Consider the following 19406-nt stretch of genomic DNA (forward strand, 5'->3'; position numbering starts at 1 on the left):
TCTAGCACTCGGGAGTTTTGGAACCTTAGGTCCAAAACTAAGTCATGGAATTTCCTCGAAGTTCGCTGACGTCCGTACTCACCTAAGGAAAGTTTCAATAGATGTCTAAGTAAGCCTAATAGTTGATATCTCTTTAATTTTTTAAGTATCATTTAGGTTGCATTATGTAAGAAACAGATAGATTACATTCTAAAAGAAGTTGGAGAATACCAACTTCTTTTTATCCATTCTATTAGAAATTAGGCCTGTACGACCATCATATAAAGAAATAAGGATACGAGAAAGACAATACTAACAACAAGGGTCGCTAGCTTGAGTCCACGGTGGGACCGCCAGTAACTTGGTTTTCCTAGGTTACTGGTCGCATCTGTTGAGAGCGATTGTTGTTGGCGAGGCTGCAGGGTGATCAGAACCACAAGAGCGAGGGATAAGATCGAGATCCCGATTGCAAATACCATTTCCATCTTAGGATCCTCCTAACACTCTGAAGAGGGTAAAAATAACTCCCAGCAGAATCACCAAACCAATGATCACATTAAAAGTAACATTGATCTTTTCAGAACGTGTCGTCTTTTCTTTTTCGGCAGGACGGCGTTTGAGAGACTCCATCCGTCCTTCTACTTCTTTGTAAAATAAATCTTTCTTACGATCACTCACTGTGTCCACCTATCCCTTCTTGCAAGCGAGCTTTGAAAACAGCTGGCTCAACGCTACTTGATTGGGCAATTTGTTGTGCGACGGCTTCTCTGTAGTTATCTACAGATTGGTAGATTTCCTGGATACGGGCCACCATATCTGCTTCTTTTCCTTGATCAAAGATATTGGCTTGTGCGAGGAAGTGGCGGTCATGCAGGGTATGGCTAAAGGTAAGGATGACTTGCTGGTGTTCGAAGGCCTTGCGAACAATACCTTGCACCTCTGCATAGTGGTTGATATCCAGATAAATACTAGAGACCTTAAGCAACTCTTTGATCCGCTCTTGACTGATATTTTGGTACAAGACCACATTTGGATAGCGGACCATAGACAAGAGGCTCGCAGACATCTCCGTCAAAGCTGCTACACGGAAGGTCACATTCGGCAAGTTCTCTACTAGGTAGGTCAAGGCTTCGATCTGATCCGAATTAGTCAAAACAAAGGCGTCTTTACGGATATCGTCTTTCACCTTGAAATCATACAGGTAGCCAAGAGGTCCAAAATAGCTATGCTGATCTTGCGAGGTCAACTGCAAAGCGCGATGATAGGTCGCGTTTTGCGGAATCAAGATCTTCTTGGTCCGGATTTCTGGGCTCTTTAGAATCAACTGCATGTTGCCCGGAAGGCTGTCGTGAAGAGGCTCTTGCCACACCAAGACGTCGCGTCCTTTGATGCCTTTATTGCCTAGCTGGAGACTAATGCTAAAGGAGGTAGCCAGCGTATTGTAGACCAAACCATCTAGATCAAAACCACGATACTCTAGATAAAAGACAAAGTAATCTAAGCGATTCTTGAAAATCCGCATGGGTTGATGGTCCAAGGTCAAGATCAAATCCCCTGTTTGGTGATTCTCTGTCAAGCGCTCGGTATCCCCTTCAAAATAAGTAGTCACCAAATACTGTCCCTGATCGCCACAAGTCGTTACGGCAATCTTACGACCGTATTGGTCGTAGTGCTCAATCATGACCACTTGTCCCTTGTCATCTAACCACTCTAAGCGCTCGACGATGCGTTTGTAGGAAGCAGCGTGGTACACAATTCGAGCCTTTTCTTGACCATAGTAGGTCACTTTTCCCGAACTATTATCCCCAGAAACTTCCCAGAAATCAGGAACTGGAACTTCATTAAAGTAGCGTCCCCGCTTCTCTCCTTTTGCTTGTCCTAAGAAATAGATAAATGGAGACTCGACACCGTCTGGTAAGAAACCATTTGGCTCCAAAACAACGGTCGGGTGGTCAAAGCCAGACTCTTTCATAGAGTGGAGCAAGTCTTGGCTTTCACGAGAATAACTATCAAATACGTTCAGCATGTGTCACCTCTTCTATCAATTGTGCCCAAGCTTCTTCTACTCGGCTGGTCAAAAAGTCTTCTGCACGCGCATAAGATGCTTGACGCATGCTGGCTAGATCATCTTTTTTGTATAGCTGGATCATTTTTTCCGCAAAGGCAGAAGCGATCTGGTCGACCACTTGATCTGCTGAAGGTGGAATGAGATAGCCATTTTTACCTTCTGTGACAAAGGTCTGATTGCCATAAGGAACATCAAAACCGATAATCGGAAGTCCAGAACCAATCGCCTCCATCAAGGTCAACCCAAAGCCTTCACTGGTCGACGCTGACAGGTAAACCTCATAATTCTTATAAATTTCCTCTAGATTGGCATGCCCTTTGAGATGGATATAGTCTGCCGCCCCCAATTCATCAATTAGAGAACGCAACTTGCCTTCTTCTCCACCTTTTCCATAGATGTCAAAAGACAGTTCTGGCAATTCTTTTTTGGCGCGAACCACTGCTCGCACCAACCAGTCAATATGCTTTTCTGTCGCCAAACGAGAGGCGGTAATCATAGAAAATGGGGTGCGATTTTCGTTTTGTGGCAAGCTTGCAAGACTCCCAACTGGAATGGTATAGATGGCCGGCTGATGGTTGGTGTATTTGGCAAACTGCTCGGCTAAGATTTCTTTTTGGCGGTCAGTCGCGACAATAAAGAAGTCTACCTTGTCTGCATTGGTAAATTGGTACTCGTAGTAGTTATTCCACAGGATATACTGATCATCGACATTATTGGCGCTGAAGTGCTCGGCATGGACGACCACACCTAGACGGGCTTTTTGCGCTTCTTCAAAGATAGGCTGACCAATGTTGGTTTCCCGATCCAAAATCACTAGATCTTGTTTGGTTAATTGAAGGGTCTGCATGAAGTAGCGGATTAATTCTTGGCGACCAACTAGATAGCGATCTGGGAAACGATAGATTTCGCGGCCATCTGCCATCTGCATGCTGTAGGCAACCGTCCCGTCTTCATTGTAAAATCGGCGCTCAATCAAGTTGGCTTGGTTGTTCTTAGGAATGAAGTACTCGGTACAATAGCGGGTATAGGAGAAATAATCCTTTCTCACTAAAATCCCTCTAGACACGTACTCACAGCGTTCGACATAGGGACTGTTTTCTGCGCGCAGGTAGCAGGTCAAAAAGTTGTCCTGGTCCTCATAAAAGAAGCGTTTGATCTTACCATCGACTTCTTCCCGAGTCGGTTTTCCGGCAAATCCTGCTAAGACCTGATCAATGGTATAGGTCGTTGGCGCAATTTTTATATCTGTAAAATGGCTATAGAGCCAGATGATTTCATCATTTTTAAAACCGATATTTTCTGTTAAATGTTGGATATTATCGGCTAGAATCATATCCATAAAGACAAACTTGGCTGGTTGATGGATATTGCGTAACAACTGGGCACGGTAGGCCTGGGCATACTCAACACCACTGCTGGCCCAACCGATTCCAAGGTTGATATTGTATACTGTCATAATGTCCTCTTTTATGGGAAATGCAAGACAATTTCCCCTTTTTTATTGATTTCTACTCGACTCAGTAAGAGATTGCGGACCATTTGTTCTTTGGCCGCCTCTTTCATTCGTTCAAAGGATTGGTAGGCTTCTTGGAAAAATTCTACCAAAGGGTTTTTCTGACTGGTGTACTGACCAGAGAGCGCCATGCGCAATTGTTGCAGATAGTCTACCTGCTCGACCCAGTTCTCGTCGATAGCTTTTAGAATGGCCATGCGCTGGAATTGGGCGATCACCTCATCGGTGCCTAAGATCTCATACTTAGCTTCCAACTCGCTTTTAGCAATCTCCCATAAGAAATTTTCTTTGGTTTTCTTGCTACGGAAAGTTTGGTGGGCCTTATCCGGATCCACTTGGTAGCTAACATTGTCTAACATATAGCGATAAAAAGCTACCGGTTCCTTGTACTCTTTTTTATGGACTATGCTTGAAAAGACGGAACGAAGCACTTTTTCAACGATGTTGTCCAAGCGACCTTCTTGTTTGATCAAGCGGTCGCGCTCTTCGTAGACGATGGCACGCTGAATGTTCATGCTTTCCGCAAATTCTAACGTCATCCGACGACTGGCCTGACCAGAACTTTCACTAGCATTTTGAGCCCGTTCCACCAAGTTTCTATACTTGCGCTTGGTCAGAGCTTTAGCAGAACCAATCCGCTCATCCACATCATAGTCTTGATAGGTATCCTGGATCCAGTCTGGCCCCCAGTTTTTCATCAAATCGTCTTCCAAAGAGACGAAGAACTTGGTCAAACCGGGATCTCCTTGGCGACCTGAACGCCCCCGAATTTGAAGGTCAATCCGCTGGTTCATCATCCGCTCAGTCCCGACAACCACCAAGCCACCTAACTCAGCGACTCCTGGTCCTAACTTGATGTCGGTTCCCCGACCGGCCATTGAGGTTGCAACTGTCACAGCTCCTTTTCGACCTGATTCCTTAATGATCTGGGCCTCTCGAGGAGCATTGTTGGCATTAAGAAGATTGTGAGGAATCCCTTCGCGCAAAAGAAGATTCGAATAAAGAATCGACATCTCAACGGATCCGGCAAAGACCAGAATTGGATTGCCCTTTTCATGGACCTTCTTCACATAGTCCAGGGAAGCCACGATTTTTTCCGGCAAGGTCTGATAGATTTCATCCGGCAAATCTTTGCGGATCTTCTTGCGATTGGTTGGGATCTTGATCACTGACATGGCATAGGTATCAAGAAACTCTGCCTCAGCGACCTTCCCAGTCCCGGTCATGCCTCCCAACTTCCGAAACATCTTAAAGAGGTTTTGGTAAGTAATAGAAGCCATGGCCCGTGTTTCTTGGGTGAGCTTGAGACCCTCTTTGGCTTCAATCGCCTGGTGGAGTCCTCCTTGCAAGCGCGTCATTTCCATCAATCGACCCGTCGCCTGGTCTAGCAAAACAATCTCTTCTTCTCCATCGGGATTAGGATGGATGACATAATCCTTATCCCGAATAAAGTTTTTATTGGCCTGCAGGGCTAGGCTGATATGGCGGACCAAGTCACGGTATTGGGGATCATAGAGATTGGGAATAGCTAGAAAGGCTTCTGCTGCATGAGCTCCTTTTCGAGTCAACCAAACTCGTTTCTTTTCTTCATCAAACTTGAAATCTTCCCCTTCTTTGAAGGTTTGGATCAGGGTATCAATAATCCCATATAGGTTAGATTGAACCCGAGGAGAACCAGAAATAATCAAGGGAGTCTGAGCACTATCTAGAAGCACCGAATCAATCTCATCGACAATGGCGTAATTGAAGTCTGCCAAAAACTGGCCATCTGCCGAAGCCGTCAAGTTCTCTGTTAAATAGTCAAAGCCCAGACTAGTATTAGTCGTATAAATGACATCTGACCGGTAAATCTCCCGTTTGACTTCTGGATCTAATTCTTCGTCTTCTGATTGTTTCAAGGGAACTCCAACAGTCAAGCCCAAAAAGCGGTAGACCTGTCCCATCTCTTCTGCATCCCGAGTTGCCAGATAGGTATTGGTCGTAATAACCATGACCCCTTTGCCCTCTAAGGCATTGAGATAAACCGGCATAGTTGCCGTCAAGGTCTTCCCTTCACCAGTATTCATTTCAGCGACATTGCCTTGGTGGAGGACAATCCCTCCCATGACTTGCACGTCATAAGGAAACATCCCCAAGACCCGTTTATCGGCTTCTCGCGCAACCGCAAATGCTTCCGGCAATAGATCATCCAAGGTCTCACCCTGAGCTAGACGTTCTCGAAATTCTTCAGTCTTTTCCTGTAGTTGTCGATCCGTCAAGCGGGCCATGTCATCCTTCCAGCTATTGACTTCTTTTAAGATTTTTTTGATGTTTCTTAATTTAACGTAATCCAATGTAATCCTCTTTTTTTGCAGTGATGTTCGTCTATTCGAGAACTTCTGCTCCCTCAGACGATATTGGTTGAATCGTGAAATAGTGGAAGGTAAACTCTTGCAACCCTGCACTGAGCAAGCGTACTTCATAGGCGTATGCTTGGTCTGGATAGGTAAACGGCAAGCGACCTTCTGCGGTTACTCGACGGCCAACGACCTCTCCAAAGCGATCTTTGAAGACGATTTCTACCATAACGGTATGAGCAGGAGTCGCTTCCATCGTGATAACCAATTCATAATCTTGCTCTCTTTTGAGCAAGGGCAGACTAGGAATTTGACGAGTTGCACCAAAATTTGTCTGCGAATGCCAAGTTTTCAGCACTTGACCAGATGGCATAAGGGGGTTCTGAAACTGAACGCTTCCTTGGGCAGTCACCTGAATGATCGACCCCCAAAGATAATCTGCTAGAACAGTATCGCCCCAGTAGATTCGTCTGCTTTCATTTTCTTTTATTTTTATCATTGGTTTCTTCCAAAATCTCTTTCCATGATTTCATTGTACTGGGTCATAAACCATTCAATGATTGGAGCACTCGCGTCATTGTGCCGACCAGCGCGACTGGTGCTGATAATACGAACCGGCAATTCATACAAGGCCTCTAAAATATCTGGATAAGCCTGCTGGTCGTAGTCATCATCCCTCATATAGGCAAGGGCTAAAATCGTATCCTTGAAATCTGCCTGGTTAAACCGGTCCCAGAAGCGTTGATTGAGCTGACCGATCCCTTCTTGCGACACTTGACCAATGATCAACTGCATCATATCTAGGGATGTTCCAAACTCATCTGGACGTTTAAATTTCAGATTGGCAGCGACATCCCCCAGGTTGACAATAGGTTTTCCGACCAAGATCGCATGAGGAGAATAAAGAGCCCCATAGTAAAGGGCACCAAAGGTCCCCATGGACAAGCCTGAGAAATTCATATCTTTGGGCTCAAAGCCGAGCAAGTCCAAGTGCTGATCAATAAAGGCAGTGATTTGATTTTCCAATTCTTCTGAGCCCATATAGAAGGATCCACCTTCCAGTCTTGGGTCAGAAAAGAGAATAAAGGGACTCCCCATCGCACGCATCATCCCAAACCCTTCAAAGCCTTCGGCTGGACGATACCCAGAGAAGTAAATGTTTAAAGGCGGCTTCATATCGCCAGGATGGAAATAAGCAAAAATTTCTTGGCGTTTGTGGTCCCGTAGCGTCTTAGCTCCTACTGTCATCTCTCCTAAAGGACCATGTGACAAGCGCTTATGTAAGGCTCCGATCGTAAGCGTCCCTTCTCCTTTTGCTTCCAGCGAAAAGGCTAGGTAATAAGGTTCTGCTCCATCCAATTCTAAGGGTTGCTCCATCTCTTCTTCTGAAAAGACTGCATCTTTGACCCACTCTCCCAGAGCACCAAAGCGGTAAAATTGAATCCGTAATTGCAGCTGACAGCTTGGATCTTTTTCATATTCCAACCAAAAATTGATGGGATGGCTAGCATCATACACGTAGTTGTAGACCCACTGAGCAATCGGTGTAAACTCTTCACCGTATGATCCATCTAGCTTCAGAAAATGTTGCCCCAGCACCGTTTGCTGGCCAGCAAAATCAGGTCTCACTCGCAGGTCACGAACCGTAAAGGCATCTCCATATTGATTGTCGTATAAAAAGCGCTCTAAGACATAGAGAAATTGATACTTGTTTGAGAAATCCCAGGGTCTTGCTTGCTTGAGCCTTAAGAGGTGGGCCAATTCGTCAGAAGGCGCCTCTAGTTCATGGCTTTGATCATAAAAAACGGTATACGGCTGGAAATAAGCCAGGTCTTCTCCTAGCGCCAATAAATCTCCTGGCTTTTCCAGAATCAAGGCTTTGAATTTGGAGATTTCCTCTTCTTCCATATACTCTTTGAGCGATGGAAGAGCGGCAGCTTGAAAAAAGTGCCAGCCTAGTCCATCAGGAAGCTCCACCTGATCCTGCCAACTGCTTGAGCCGATTTGGAGAATATGGGGTATTTGTTGTTTTTTATCCATGACGTTCTTTCATCCATCCTTCCCATTTCTCGATCAAGCGTTGACCGGTGTATTCTTGAATTTTTTCGATCGAGTAGACCAAGGCTTCGTTCCAAGGCTTCAATTCCAATAAAAAGTGAGTAATCGCCTTCTCTAATTCCTTGTCTCCCTTTGATAAGACATAGCCATTTTTCAAATGATCAACATATTCTGTCTGGACGCGGTTGACCTGAGGAATCCCAGCAGAGATCCCTGCAATCTGCGTATAGAGGTTGGGTTCCTCGCTTAAATCTACGATCAAGCGTGTTTTCTCCAACTCTTGAATAATGTCATTTTCATTTGAAAAATTCTTTACTACAAAGCGGTAGTCCGGTGCGTCTTGTACGGACTCTTCATCGATAATCTGGTTTTCCCCAAGTCCTTCTATTTGGGCTGGTGATTGAACCAGATGCAAGTCCTGCTCGCTAGCGATCAATTCCTCGAGTTGCCCTTCTAATTCCTTAACACGCTCCGGTGATCCATTGTAAAATGCAAAAACAACTTCAAATAAAGGATGTTGCGCCAAGACCTCCAAAACCTTCTTGAGCTGGCTCTTACTTGGAAGCTCGGCTTCATTGACATAAAAGTAAATCTTCGATTCCTTGCGCTCCTGACTAGATCCCAAACGGAGGCGGGAGTCAAAAGAGGTAATCCGGTGTGTCTTTTGAGCCAAGCTAGGGGAAAAGACCCCAATCGCTTCTTTGGTTTTTTCACTATCTGTAATCAAAAGCTGGGCATCAATCATATCAAAATAGAGGGCAAAGTTTTCAGCAGACAAGGGCTGACGATCCCCATAGAAAGACAAGACTTTCTTGACGCTACTTGCCGTATCTTGTAAAAAAGCCAAATTTGCTGGATGAGCTGCCAAAACCAACTGGTCTCGTCCTGGAACCAAGGTTGCTAGCTGCTCCTTCATTTTTTCAGCGACAACGTCTCCCATATTGGCATAGCTTTCTTTTTTGAAGGCATGAGAGAAAGCTTCATTGACCATGACGGAGTGGTTCTCTTCGATCAACATCTCTCTCAAAACCCATTGCCCATCAAAACTCAGATACTCTTGGAAATAAGGTTTTCCCTCATTGTAGTAGATTCTACTAGAGATAAAGCCACGATCATCTATGTACTCGATGTAGCTGATCTCGTCATTCTTATAACGGGTCAAAGAGAGAAGGTTCCCATCCACTCCCATATCAATTTTTGCTAGGTGGTGGCCCTTTTGAAATGCCATCACCAAAAAGGGAGTATAGGAAAAAGTGGTCTCACTCGGCCATTCGATGTCCTGAAGCTGAACTGGGCGCATAGCCAAATCAGACGGAACCTGTTGGATCTTATCAAAAATCGAGAGCACATCTGTCTCTAACAAATCTTGGCGGTGTAAAAAATAGCGCAGTTGCGGACTATACTGAGGCAACAATAAGATCCGATCCATTTCTGCTTCTTGAAAAATACGAACTTGATTAATGGTATCGTCAAATTCAATGGACTCTCGCATCCAGTACCAAGGGGTAGCTGTTTGCTGCCAGATGCGGTCCGTTCCATACCAGGCTGGTACAAAATAATACATGGTTACTCCTAGAATATTCTTGTATAACGTTGATTGACACGAAGGGCACGAATTTCTTCTCGGATATTGTAAATCATCCCGACAAACATGAGGAAGGTTCCTGGAATCATGGTCAAGCGCAAAAGATCTTTATCCCATAACAAGAGGGAAAAAGGAAGCGCCGTAAAGAGGATCAGATACAAGGTCCCAAAAACCGTCAAGCGTAGCACAATTTTATTGATATAGCGACGTGTATCTGCTCCAGGATAGACATGATCAATATACTCGGACGCCTTCATCATCTTATCTGCAATTTCTTCTCCGTTCACATTGACAAAGGCGAAAGCAAAAGAGAGAAGGGCGATCATCAGAATGTAAAGAAGAATCCAAATCGGATCTCCCATCACCAAGTGTTTGGCTAAATGAGCGGCCCACTTGGCATTGGAATCCATAGACAAGATCAACAGCATCGCGTACTGAGGAATGGACACCAAGGTCATGGCATACATGAAGGGCATCCCTCCTGCTGGGTTGAGCTTGATATCCAAAAAAGTATAACTTTTCAAATTGTTGTGGATTCCTAATTTATTGACAGGAATCTGGTACTTGGAATATTCCACCAAGACTGCCACATAGACAAAAATCAAGATAAAAATCACGCCCAGAACATAAGCGATCTCTGGGATATTATTGACACTTGAAAGGGTCTGCATCACGTCTTCTGGCAGGTACATAACCATCCCAGCCATCATGATCACAACAGAACTTCCAAGCCCCAAAGCGGCATTTAGATCGGAGAGCCAAACTAAAAAGAAGGCTCCAGCTACCATAATCATAGTATTGACCGCAATGACAAGTCCGGAGTTCAACCCTGTCTTCAAGGGGAGATACATAGCCACTGCCAAGGACTGGACAACGGCGAGTGCCAAGGTCACGTACATCTTTCGCCGCTCCACAATTTCCGAACTGGTTTTTTCGAGGTTAAAGCGTTTTGAAACGGTAAACATCCGCCACAAAATCATGGAAGACATCCAAGGGGATAGACCGATCGAAAAGATCGACATTCCGCGGAGGTTTCCCCCCATCACAGCACTTGAGAGCTGTAAACCGGTTGTCGTTCCCTCATTGAGTCTCAAGGCCTTTGATAAGTCAACAAAAGGCAAGGAAATTTTACTTCCCAAAACATAAATAAAGACGAAAAATATCGTCCAACAAAATCTCTTTCCTACTTCAGATCGTTTTAACATTTCTTTTAAACTTTCTCTTACTCATTTTGACTCTTCCACCTGGGGAATAGCCTTTTAATATGTGCCTTTAGAGCATTTTATCTCAACTTATTTTACCATAATTTGCGACTTTTCCAAACTCATTTGTCACTAATATTTGATAATATTTCAAATTCCCCATTTGGTACTGTATTCAACAAAAAATCCTTCAGATGTTTATCTAAAGGATTGTTCATTGAATGTTATTCACCCAAGGCCATGATGGTATCGACGAATAATTTCTTTGTAAAATAGCCATTGCGGATCAAATAAGAAGTATAGTGAGCCTTTTGGACCATTTGGGCATACGCTTCTTCTGTGCAGTCTTGAACCAGACGATTAGCTTCTTCAAGACTGGATGCTACAAAGCCAAGCCCTTTTTCTCGAATATAGTCTGCATTTGACAAATAGTCTGGCACGACTACCGGAAGACCTGCGGATAAGTAAGTCGATAATTTGTAGGAAATATTTTCTTTGTAGTAATCTCGCTCATCCTCGGGGTTCTCTGAATTTCCCCAGACCAGCCCAACCCCCCCCTTAGAAAGCTCCAAAAGCAACTCTTGCTTAGTTCGCCACCCTTCAATATGGACCTTGGAATAATCAACTCCTTCAACTGGTTCGGTATAAACATGAAGGGGTGTATCATATTTCCAGTCGATGATATGAGGGAAACGCGAAGGATTTCCTGAGAAGATCAGTTTTTTCTCAAATTGTGGGGTATAGAGATCCAAACTGTGGGTCAAATCCCACAACTTTTGTACCACATATTTTTTAACTGTAAGCCCTTCTGATACTAGACGATGATACATTTGCTCTGATGGAACAACGACCAGATCACTCTGATTGTACATGTCGATATAGTTAGGCATTAGATAATAATTGCTCTCAAACATGAGTGGTGGGACATCATGGATAAACATGACCAGCTTGGTTTGAAGGAGTTTTAACTTATCAACCAAACGGCGGTCCCACTCAATTCCATTCCAAGAAGGAGATTGAACGAAGACAATATCCCCAAAAGCAACGCCTGCTAAAATCCCATCCATCCGCGAATTCAATTCGCTAGCTGGTTCGTTGCTATGATCATAAAAGTAGATCCCTAATTCATTAACCCCAAGTTCACGAACGACATTCATGATATCGTTTTGTGCCATCAGGGCAACACTTTTCGAAGATTGCCCAAATAAATTTGTAAAATGAATTTTCATCTCTTTCCTCTGACTCTTCTTTTTTAATCCCATATTTTCTGAAGATATGAAGGCAAACAGAGCTTTTCACAAAGTAACCTTTTTCATATCCCTCAACGAAAACTTCCTCATTCATTATAACATATTTCCCAACTTCTTAGACATTCTAGATCAATAAAAGACCGGTTCATTCCGGTCTTTATTCATGATATTTAATACCTTATTTGCCATCTTTTTTCCGAATTCCTAAAAGGGCTAATCCAGACAGAAGAATGGAAACCACCGTAGCAAGGATATTATTTGAAGGATGGGCTCCTGTCTCTGGAAGAGCATGTCCTGAAGAATGCGTCGCACTTAGTGAGCTTGCATCTGATGGAGATTCTGAGTAAGAGGTGCTTGATGAAGACACGACAGACTCTGAAGGACTGGTCATAGCAGAGAAACTTGACGCATAAGACACACTGATCCATTCAGAAGCTTCATGCGATAGGGATTGACTCTCTGTCGATGATGCGCTCATAGATTCTGAGACACTCGTCAAAGGGAATTCAGACACTGACATCGACGTTGAAGCTGATTCGCTTGTTGAGGCAGAAGCTTGGACTAACGAATCTGATTGACTCGCGGAAACCGAAGCTTGGATCAACGACTCAGACTGGCTCGCTGAAGCTAAAGCTTGAACTTGTGATTCAGACTGACTTGCAGAAACTGAAGCTTGGACTTGTGACTCAGATTGAGTTGCAGAAATCGAAGCTTGTACTAAGGAGTCTGATTGACTTGCAGAAATCGAAGCTTGAACCAAGGAGTCTGATTGACTCATTGAAACAGATTCAGACAGCTTTTTGCTCATCGAAATAGATTGCGACAAGGAAATCAGTTGAGAAACCACTTCTTCCGATCCAACCGCCGATGTTGACTGCGATTGAGACATAGAAATGGATCTAGACGCTAAATTAGATAAGGATACCGACTGACTCAACAAAACAGATTTCGAGGCTTTTTCAGACTCATTCTTAGATGCTGATTCAGAAGCTACTTTTGATTGCGATTCTGATTGACTGGCGGAGACTGAGGCTTGAACCAGTGAGTCTGATTGACTGGCAGAAACAGATTCTTGAATCAACGAATCGGACTGACTTGCGGAAACTGATTCTCGAACCTGTGATTCGGATTGACTTGCAGAGATCGAAACTTGAACTTGTGATTCTGACTGACTCGCTGAAGTCGAAGCTTGAACCAACGAGTCGGATTCACTAGCTGAAACAGACTCTCGCACTAACGATTCTGATTGACTCAATGATGTTGATTGCAAATCAGTCGATACGTGCGATTCCGACTGACTCATTGAATCAGAACGAGAAAAGGACATAGATTCTGTAATTTGAGACTTAGATTCGATATCAGAAGTAGATTGCGATTGACTTTCGGAAACTGATGCTTGTACTAACGATTCTGATTGGCTCGCAGAAACAGATGCTTGAACCAACGACTCGGATTGGCTAGCCGATACAGATGACTGAACCAAGGAGTCTGATCGACTGGCGGAAACTGAGGCTTGGACCAACGACTCAGACTGACTTGCTGAAACTGAGGCTTGGACCAAAGACTCGGATTTGCTAGACGATACAGATGCCTGAACCAACGAGTCTGATTGACTGGCTGAGACTGAGGCTTGGACCAACGAGTCTGATTGACTGACAGAAACGGATGCTTGAACCAACGAGTCTGATTGACTGGCAGATACAGATTCCTGAACCAAGGAATCAGACTGACTCGCGGAAACGGATTCTTGAATCAAGGAATCGGACTGACTCGCTGAGACTGACTCTTGTACCTGCGAATCAGACTGGCTCGCAGAAACTGATTCTTGGACCAACGACTCTGATTGACTTGCAGATACAGATGCCCGAACCAGTGATTCAGATTGACTCATCGAAATAGATTGCGACAAGGAAATCAGTTGAGAAACCACTTCTTCCGATCCAACCGCCGATGTTGACTGCGATTGAGACACAGAAATTGATTTGGATACCAAATTAGATAAGGATACCGACTGACTCAACGAAACAGATTTCGAGGCTTTTTCAGACTCACTCTTAGATGCTGATGCCGCTTTTGATTGCGAGTCTGATTGACTGACAGGAACAGATGCTTGTATCAAGGAATCGGACTGACTAGTTGAAACCGACTCTTGTACCAAGGACTCTGATTGGCTCGCTGATACTGAAGCTTGGAACAAAGACTCAGATTGACTTGCTGAAACAGATTCTTGAACCAAAGACTCTGATTGGCTTGCCGATACAGATGCCTGAACCTGCGATTCTGATTGACTTGCAGATACAGATGCCTGAACCAAGGACTCAGATTGACTAGCGGAAACGGACTTTTGTACCAAGGACTCAGACTGACTTGCCGAAACTGAAGCTTGAACCTGTGATTCTGATTGGCTTGCTGAAATCGATTCTCGAACCTGTGACTCGGACTGGCTTGCTGAAATCGATTCTCGAACCTGTGACTCGGACTGACTCGCGGAAATTGATTCTTTAACCAGTGATTCAGATTGACTCGCAGATATTGAAGCATGAACCTGTGATTCAGATTGGCTTGCAGAGATTGATGCTTGAACCTGTGACTCTGACTGACTTGCTGAAACGGACTCTTGTACCAACGATTCAGATTGGCTTACGAAAGTCGAGGCTTTAATTAACGATTCGGACTGACTGGCCGAAACCGAAGCTTGAATTAACGATTCGGACTGACTGGCCGAAACCGAAGCTTTAATTAACGATTCGGACTGACTCACAGAAATCGATTCTTGAACCTGTGACTCTGATTGACTCGCTGAAGTCGAGGCTTTAATTAATGATTCCGACTGGCTTACTGATGTTGAAGCTTGAACCAACGACTCTGACTGACTCGCGGAAATTGATTCTTTAACCAACGATTCTGATTTGCTTGCCGAAATCGAAGCTTGAACTTGTGATTCTAATTCGCTTGCTGAAACCGAAGCTTGAACTTGTGACTCGGACTGGCTTGCCGAAACCGATTCTTGAACCTGTGACTCAGATTGACTCGCTGAAGTCGAGGCTTGGACTTGTGAGTCTGATTGACTCGCGGAAATTGATTCTTTAACCAGTGACTCAGACTGACTTGCTGAAGCCGAAGCTTGAACTTGTGACTCTGACTGGCTTGCCGAAACCGAAGATTGAACCAAGGATTCTGACTGGCTCGCAGAAAGTGATTCTTGAGCTTGTAACTCTGACTGACTCACAGAAATCGATTCTTGAACCTGTGACTCAGATTGGCTCACTGAAAGCGATTCTTGAACCTGTGATTCAGATTGACTCGCAGATATTGAAGCTTGAACCTGTGACTCTGACTGACTTGCTGAAATCGAAGCTTGGGCTTGTAATTCAGATTGACTTGCTGAAGTTGAAGCTTTAATTAACGATTCGGATTGACTTGCTGAAACGGACTCTTGTACCAACGATTCAGATTGGCTCGTAGAAAGCAATTCTTGAGCCGACGATTCAGATTGACTAAGGAAAATTGATGTTTGAACTAAGAAATCAGACTGGCTCGCTGAAAGTGATTCTTGAGCCAAGGACTTCGATTGACTCGCAGAAAGCATAGATTGAACCAAAGAATCAGACTGGCTCGCAAAAACCGAGGCTTGAACCAAGGATTCTGACTGACTCGCGGATATCGATGCTGGGGCCAAGGCTGCTGACTGAGATCTCGAAATAGACTCAAAGGTTGGTGACTCACTCTCAGAGATAGAAGATGAAGTTGAAAAACTTTGAGACTGTGAGGCAGACTCAGATGCCGTCATCTTCCGATAATAGTAGCTCACACTCGTCATTGGATTAGCATAATAGTTATCCTTAATCGTATGCTTGAAACGAGAGAAACCATCCGCTCCTTGAGGAGTCGCATCTTCCCCTACAACCATCGTCGTATTTTTTGAAAGGAAAGACGATTTCGGAACATCTGTGAATGGTTTTGGAACCGTGTACGCTATTCCCGTCTTTTCATCCGTATAGGTCACTGTTTCATTGGCTGAAAACCAACCTGTTATGTCCAGTTCAAAGTTGTGTTCATCCACACGTCTTGGAGTAACGTTTAGGAAATAATCCTTGTTTTTACTTTCAATTTTACGCGTTCCACCTAAGTCAGACAATTGGCCTGGAACGTCGTGTTTAAAAGTTTTTTCATAAACAAGAGTATACTTATCAAATACTGGTTCATTTCCTGTATCCCGAGAGGTCAATGTATATATTTTAGAAGGATCCAAGACGTAATAGCGAAGAATGTAGTCCCCATTTTGATTCGTTGGGACAACTTCACTTCTTATAAAATGCTCACGCGCGCCGCCGTATAAATTAACTCGTTCTTTTCCAACCTTACTATTATCAAAGATCCCAGTGGTCGCATTTTGAGAAGTGCTTACTACTGGTACCTGTACGTAACCTGTAATATCACGCGCATTTGAAGCCGTATACTGTTGTCCCTCAATCCCAGATTGCCTGTATTCAGCAAGGATCTCTTCCTCACCAGTTGGTTTATACAGTCCATTTTGCCATTTACCCTTTGGATCCACCAAACGATACAAGGTAGACTGTTGAGACCACATGGTTGGTACTTTAACCTGGAAGAACTCATTTAATATTTGACCTTGACGTGAAGGTTCCATGACATCATAGACATCTCGGAGCATAACACTTCTGGCTGGAACCATAATACTAGGAAAAGATTGTAGGGTCACATAAGGAGGTTTACTTGCGTCTCCGAAAGAATAGATAAAGTTGTTGCCTGCTGGAGAATCGGCAATCAAGACTTCTTTAGGAAGTCGTATAGGGCTATTCAATCTCTCATTGGGGTGGAATGTTTGAGAAAAGACTTCTGATCCATCTGATTCCTTCACAATTCGGAAATAAACATTCTTCGGATCACGAATATCTGGATTCGTTTCGCTACGATCAACAGATAGTGTCGCATAGTAGCCCAAGGATTCCTCATTTCGGTCAACAAATTCCCAAATTGCAAAAGTATAACGATTCAAATCGTGATCTTTTGAATACTTTGCAAGCTCTTCTGGAGTTAACAAAGCATTTTTATCTAGGTTCGGGTCTTTGGCAACATTCGAGGTTGGTAGTGGCGCATCTACCACATTGGCGCCATGGCGATCATCCATCTCGGGTGAGATGGATAGATCTTCATCACTACTTCTAGCCTCTTCACTAATTGGAGCCAATTGAGCTGAGATAGCTGGTTTCCCATTTATATTGGAATTTCCCACAAAGCCTGCAGCCGTTAAGGTGGTCATCATCTCATCAACTGCTTTGCCCAAGCGATCGCGTTGCTCGGCATAAGCTTGCGCACCAGCATTTGTATGGACCAAACGATAGCTAGTAGTTACTTCCGATTGTAGCTTATTGATAACTGCTTCCAAAGCTGCCTTACGCTCAGGCACAGGTATCTGAGTAGCGTATTTCCCTGCGATTTGTTGGAGCAGCTCTGCTTCAGAAGCATTTTGTTCCAATAGGGAAGCTTCATCTGTAGCTGCTGGTTCATCTACCGCTGATTCTGAAGCTAGAACTTGTGTGGATTCACTAGAAACGCTTGCCAAACTGGTAGATTCTTGCCCACTGATGGAAATAGAAGTCGATTCACTCATAGAGAGCGAATGGCTAGTCGTTTCAGAAAGACTTGTAGAGGTTGATAGAGAAGCAGAGGCAGAATCTAGCGAGGATGTCTTTGAAAGAATGACGCTATCTGCTTCTGCCAATGTCTCTTGTTTCGTTTCAGACACAGTTGGGGCGAGAGATGCCACTTCTTCTGCTTGAGCCGTCGTAGCCACAACAGCTCCTCCAAATACAGTCCCTACAGCAACCAAGCCTTTTAATAACTGTTGACCCTTCTTATGAAGACGACCGCCATCTTCTGGAACTTCGGCAATGACCATCTCCTCTACTTGCCCTCGAACCACACGAAAGAGTCCTAGAGCAGCAGTTGATGCTCGAAGCCAATTTTTTCCTGATTTAATTAATTTGAAGCGTACGACACGATCTGTCTCACGAAAGTTTCCTTTTGAACGCTTAAATTGCATGATATTCCCCTTACATTGTAGTCATTATTCATTATACAGGAATACTACGTAGATTCAAGTAATTTGCTATAAAAAACTTATTTATTTTTGTTTTTGTTTTCGAATTTTTTGCAAGAAATTAAAAACACTTCATTCTACTAGTAAAAAAAGTGAATCTCCTATGAGATTCACTCGAAAAAATGATAGTTCCTACTAGATCAGTTCCCCTTCTTTTTACGTCGGGTCAGTCCAGCAATTCCAGCTAACCCTGTAACAACCCCAAGAAGAGCTGATGTCACAGATCCTGTTTCGCCAGTATTCGGAAGCGCCACAGATTGGCTGTGTTTTTGTGAACCACTTGCTGATTCTGATGAAGACAATAATTCTGAACCAGAAGTTGATTGTGAACCACTACCAGATATTGATACTGATTGAGATTGACTCACTGAAACCGACTCGGATGTTGAGACTGACTCAGATTTCGATACTGATTCAGACGTTGAAACCGATTCTGAAGTAGAGACTGACTCAGATGTTGATACGGATTCGGACGTTGCGACTGATTCTGACATTGAAACCGATTCTGATGTCGACACGGACTCAGACGTTGAAACCGATTCTGAAGTAGAGACTGACTCAGATGTTGATACGGATTCGGACGTTGAGACGGATTCTGAGGTAGAAACCGACTCGGATATCGACACTGATTCAGACGTTGACACCAACTCAGACGTTGATACAGACTCGGATGCTGAAACCGATTCAGAGGTTGATGCAGATTCTGAAGTAGAAACTGATTCGGACGTCGATGCTGATTCAGAAGTAGAAACTGATTCAGACGTTGAAACTGATTCTGAGGTTGAGACCGATTCAGACGTTGATACCGATTCGGAGGTTGATAATGATTCAGACGTTGACACAGACTCAGAGACTGAAACTGATTCGGATACAGAAACCGACTCGGATGCTGACAATGACTCTGAAGTAGATACTGACTCAGATGTTGATACGGATTCGGACGTTGAGACCGATTCAGAAATTGAAACCGACTCGGATGTCGACACTGATTCAGACGTTGAAACTGATTCGGATGTCGATGCAGATTCAGACGTTGATACAGACTCGGATCCTGATACTGATACTGATTCTGAGGCTGACAATGACTCGGAAGTCGAGACTAACTCAGACGTAGACACTGATTCAGATGTTGAAACTGACTCAGACGTTGAAACTGACTCGGACGTAGATACCGATTCAGAACTTGAAACTGACTCTGACGTTGAGGCTGACTCGGACATCGACACCGATTCAGAACTTGGAACTGACTCAGACGTTGAAACTGACTCGGACGTAGATACCGATTCAGAAC

The 19406-nt window shown here is 44.0% G+C and carries 12 protein-coding genes; all 12 read right to left on the reverse strand.

The genetic code is table 11. The features are described from left to right. Positions 1–239: 239 nt before the first annotated feature. Positions 240–464: an accessory Sec system protein Asp5 gene (gene asp5 / locus ADG03_RS10985; RefSeq protein WP_003003038.1), complete on the reverse strand. Its 225-nt coding sequence runs from the start codon at positions 462–464 to the stop codon at positions 240–242. 1 nt (position 465) lies between these two features. Continuing rightward, the gene (asp4, locus tag ADG03_RS10990) at positions 466–657 is read right to left on the reverse strand and encodes an accessory Sec system protein Asp4 (RefSeq protein WP_003003066.1); all 192 of its coding nucleotides are present in this window, start codon (positions 655–657) and stop codon (positions 466–468) included. Further along, positions 650–2005, reverse strand: coding sequence for an accessory Sec system glycosylation chaperone GtfB (gtfB, locus tag ADG03_RS10995; RefSeq protein WP_049472635.1), 1356 nt, complete (start codon positions 2003–2005; stop codon positions 650–652). Before gtfB ends, asp4 begins: the two co-directional genes overlap by 8 nt. Continuing rightward, complete coding sequence (gene gtfA, locus ADG03_RS11000; protein WP_049472634.1) at positions 1989–3503, reverse strand: accessory Sec system glycosyltransferase GtfA; 1515 nt, start codon at positions 3501–3503, stop codon at positions 1989–1991. Before gtfA ends, gtfB begins: the two co-directional genes overlap by 17 nt. 11 nt (positions 3504–3514) lie before the next feature. Continuing rightward, positions 3515–5899 carry an accessory Sec system translocase SecA2 gene (secA2, locus tag ADG03_RS11005; RefSeq protein ID WP_080976952.1) on the reverse strand — a complete coding sequence of 795 codons (2385 nt, stop codon included), beginning with the start codon at positions 5897–5899 and terminating at the stop codon, positions 3515–3517. Between the two features lie 25 nt (positions 5900–5924). Further along, the gene (asp3, locus tag ADG03_RS11010) at positions 5925–6395 is read right to left on the reverse strand and encodes an accessory Sec system protein Asp3 (RefSeq protein WP_049472632.1); all 471 of its coding nucleotides are present in this window, start codon (positions 6393–6395) and stop codon (positions 5925–5927) included. Further along, the gene (gene asp2 / locus ADG03_RS11015; protein ID WP_049472631.1) at positions 6392–7936 is read right to left on the reverse strand and encodes an accessory Sec system protein Asp2; all 1545 of its coding nucleotides are present in this window, start codon (positions 7934–7936) and stop codon (positions 6392–6394) included. The genes asp3 and asp2 overlap by 4 nt, the downstream gene beginning before the upstream one ends. Continuing rightward, on the reverse strand, positions 7929–9518 hold the full coding sequence (gene asp1, locus ADG03_RS11020) for an accessory Sec system protein Asp1 (RefSeq protein ID WP_049472630.1): 1590 nt from the start codon (positions 9516–9518) through the stop codon (positions 7929–7931). Before asp1 ends, asp2 begins: the two co-directional genes overlap by 8 nt. An 8-nt stretch (positions 9519–9526) precedes the next feature. Beyond that, on the reverse strand, positions 9527–10744 hold the full coding sequence (gene secY2 / locus ADG03_RS11025; RefSeq protein WP_049472629.1) for an accessory Sec system protein translocase subunit SecY2: 1218 nt from the start codon (positions 10742–10744) through the stop codon (positions 9527–9529). A 221-nt stretch (positions 10745–10965) separates the two neighbouring features. Then, entirely contained in the window at positions 10966–11970 is a 1005-nt protein-coding gene (locus ADG03_RS11030) for a sugar transferase (RefSeq protein ID WP_049472628.1), read from the reverse strand. A 199-nt stretch (positions 11971–12169) separates the two neighbouring features. Further along, positions 12170–18058: an accessory Sec-dependent serine-rich glycoprotein adhesin gene (locus ADG03_RS11035; protein WP_049472627.1), complete on the reverse strand. Its 5889-nt coding sequence runs from the start codon at positions 18056–18058 to the stop codon at positions 12170–12172. Positions 18059–18255: 197 nt separating this feature from the next. After that, positions 18256–19406: LPXTG cell wall anchor domain-containing protein (locus tag ADG03_RS11375; RefSeq protein WP_152903118.1), on the reverse strand; the 1151-nt coding region annotated here is incomplete at its 5' end.

It is taken from the genome of Streptococcus parasanguinis (genome assembly GCF_001069785.1).
Lineage (GTDB): Bacteria > Bacillota > Bacilli > Lactobacillales > Streptococcaceae > Streptococcus > Streptococcus parasanguinis_T.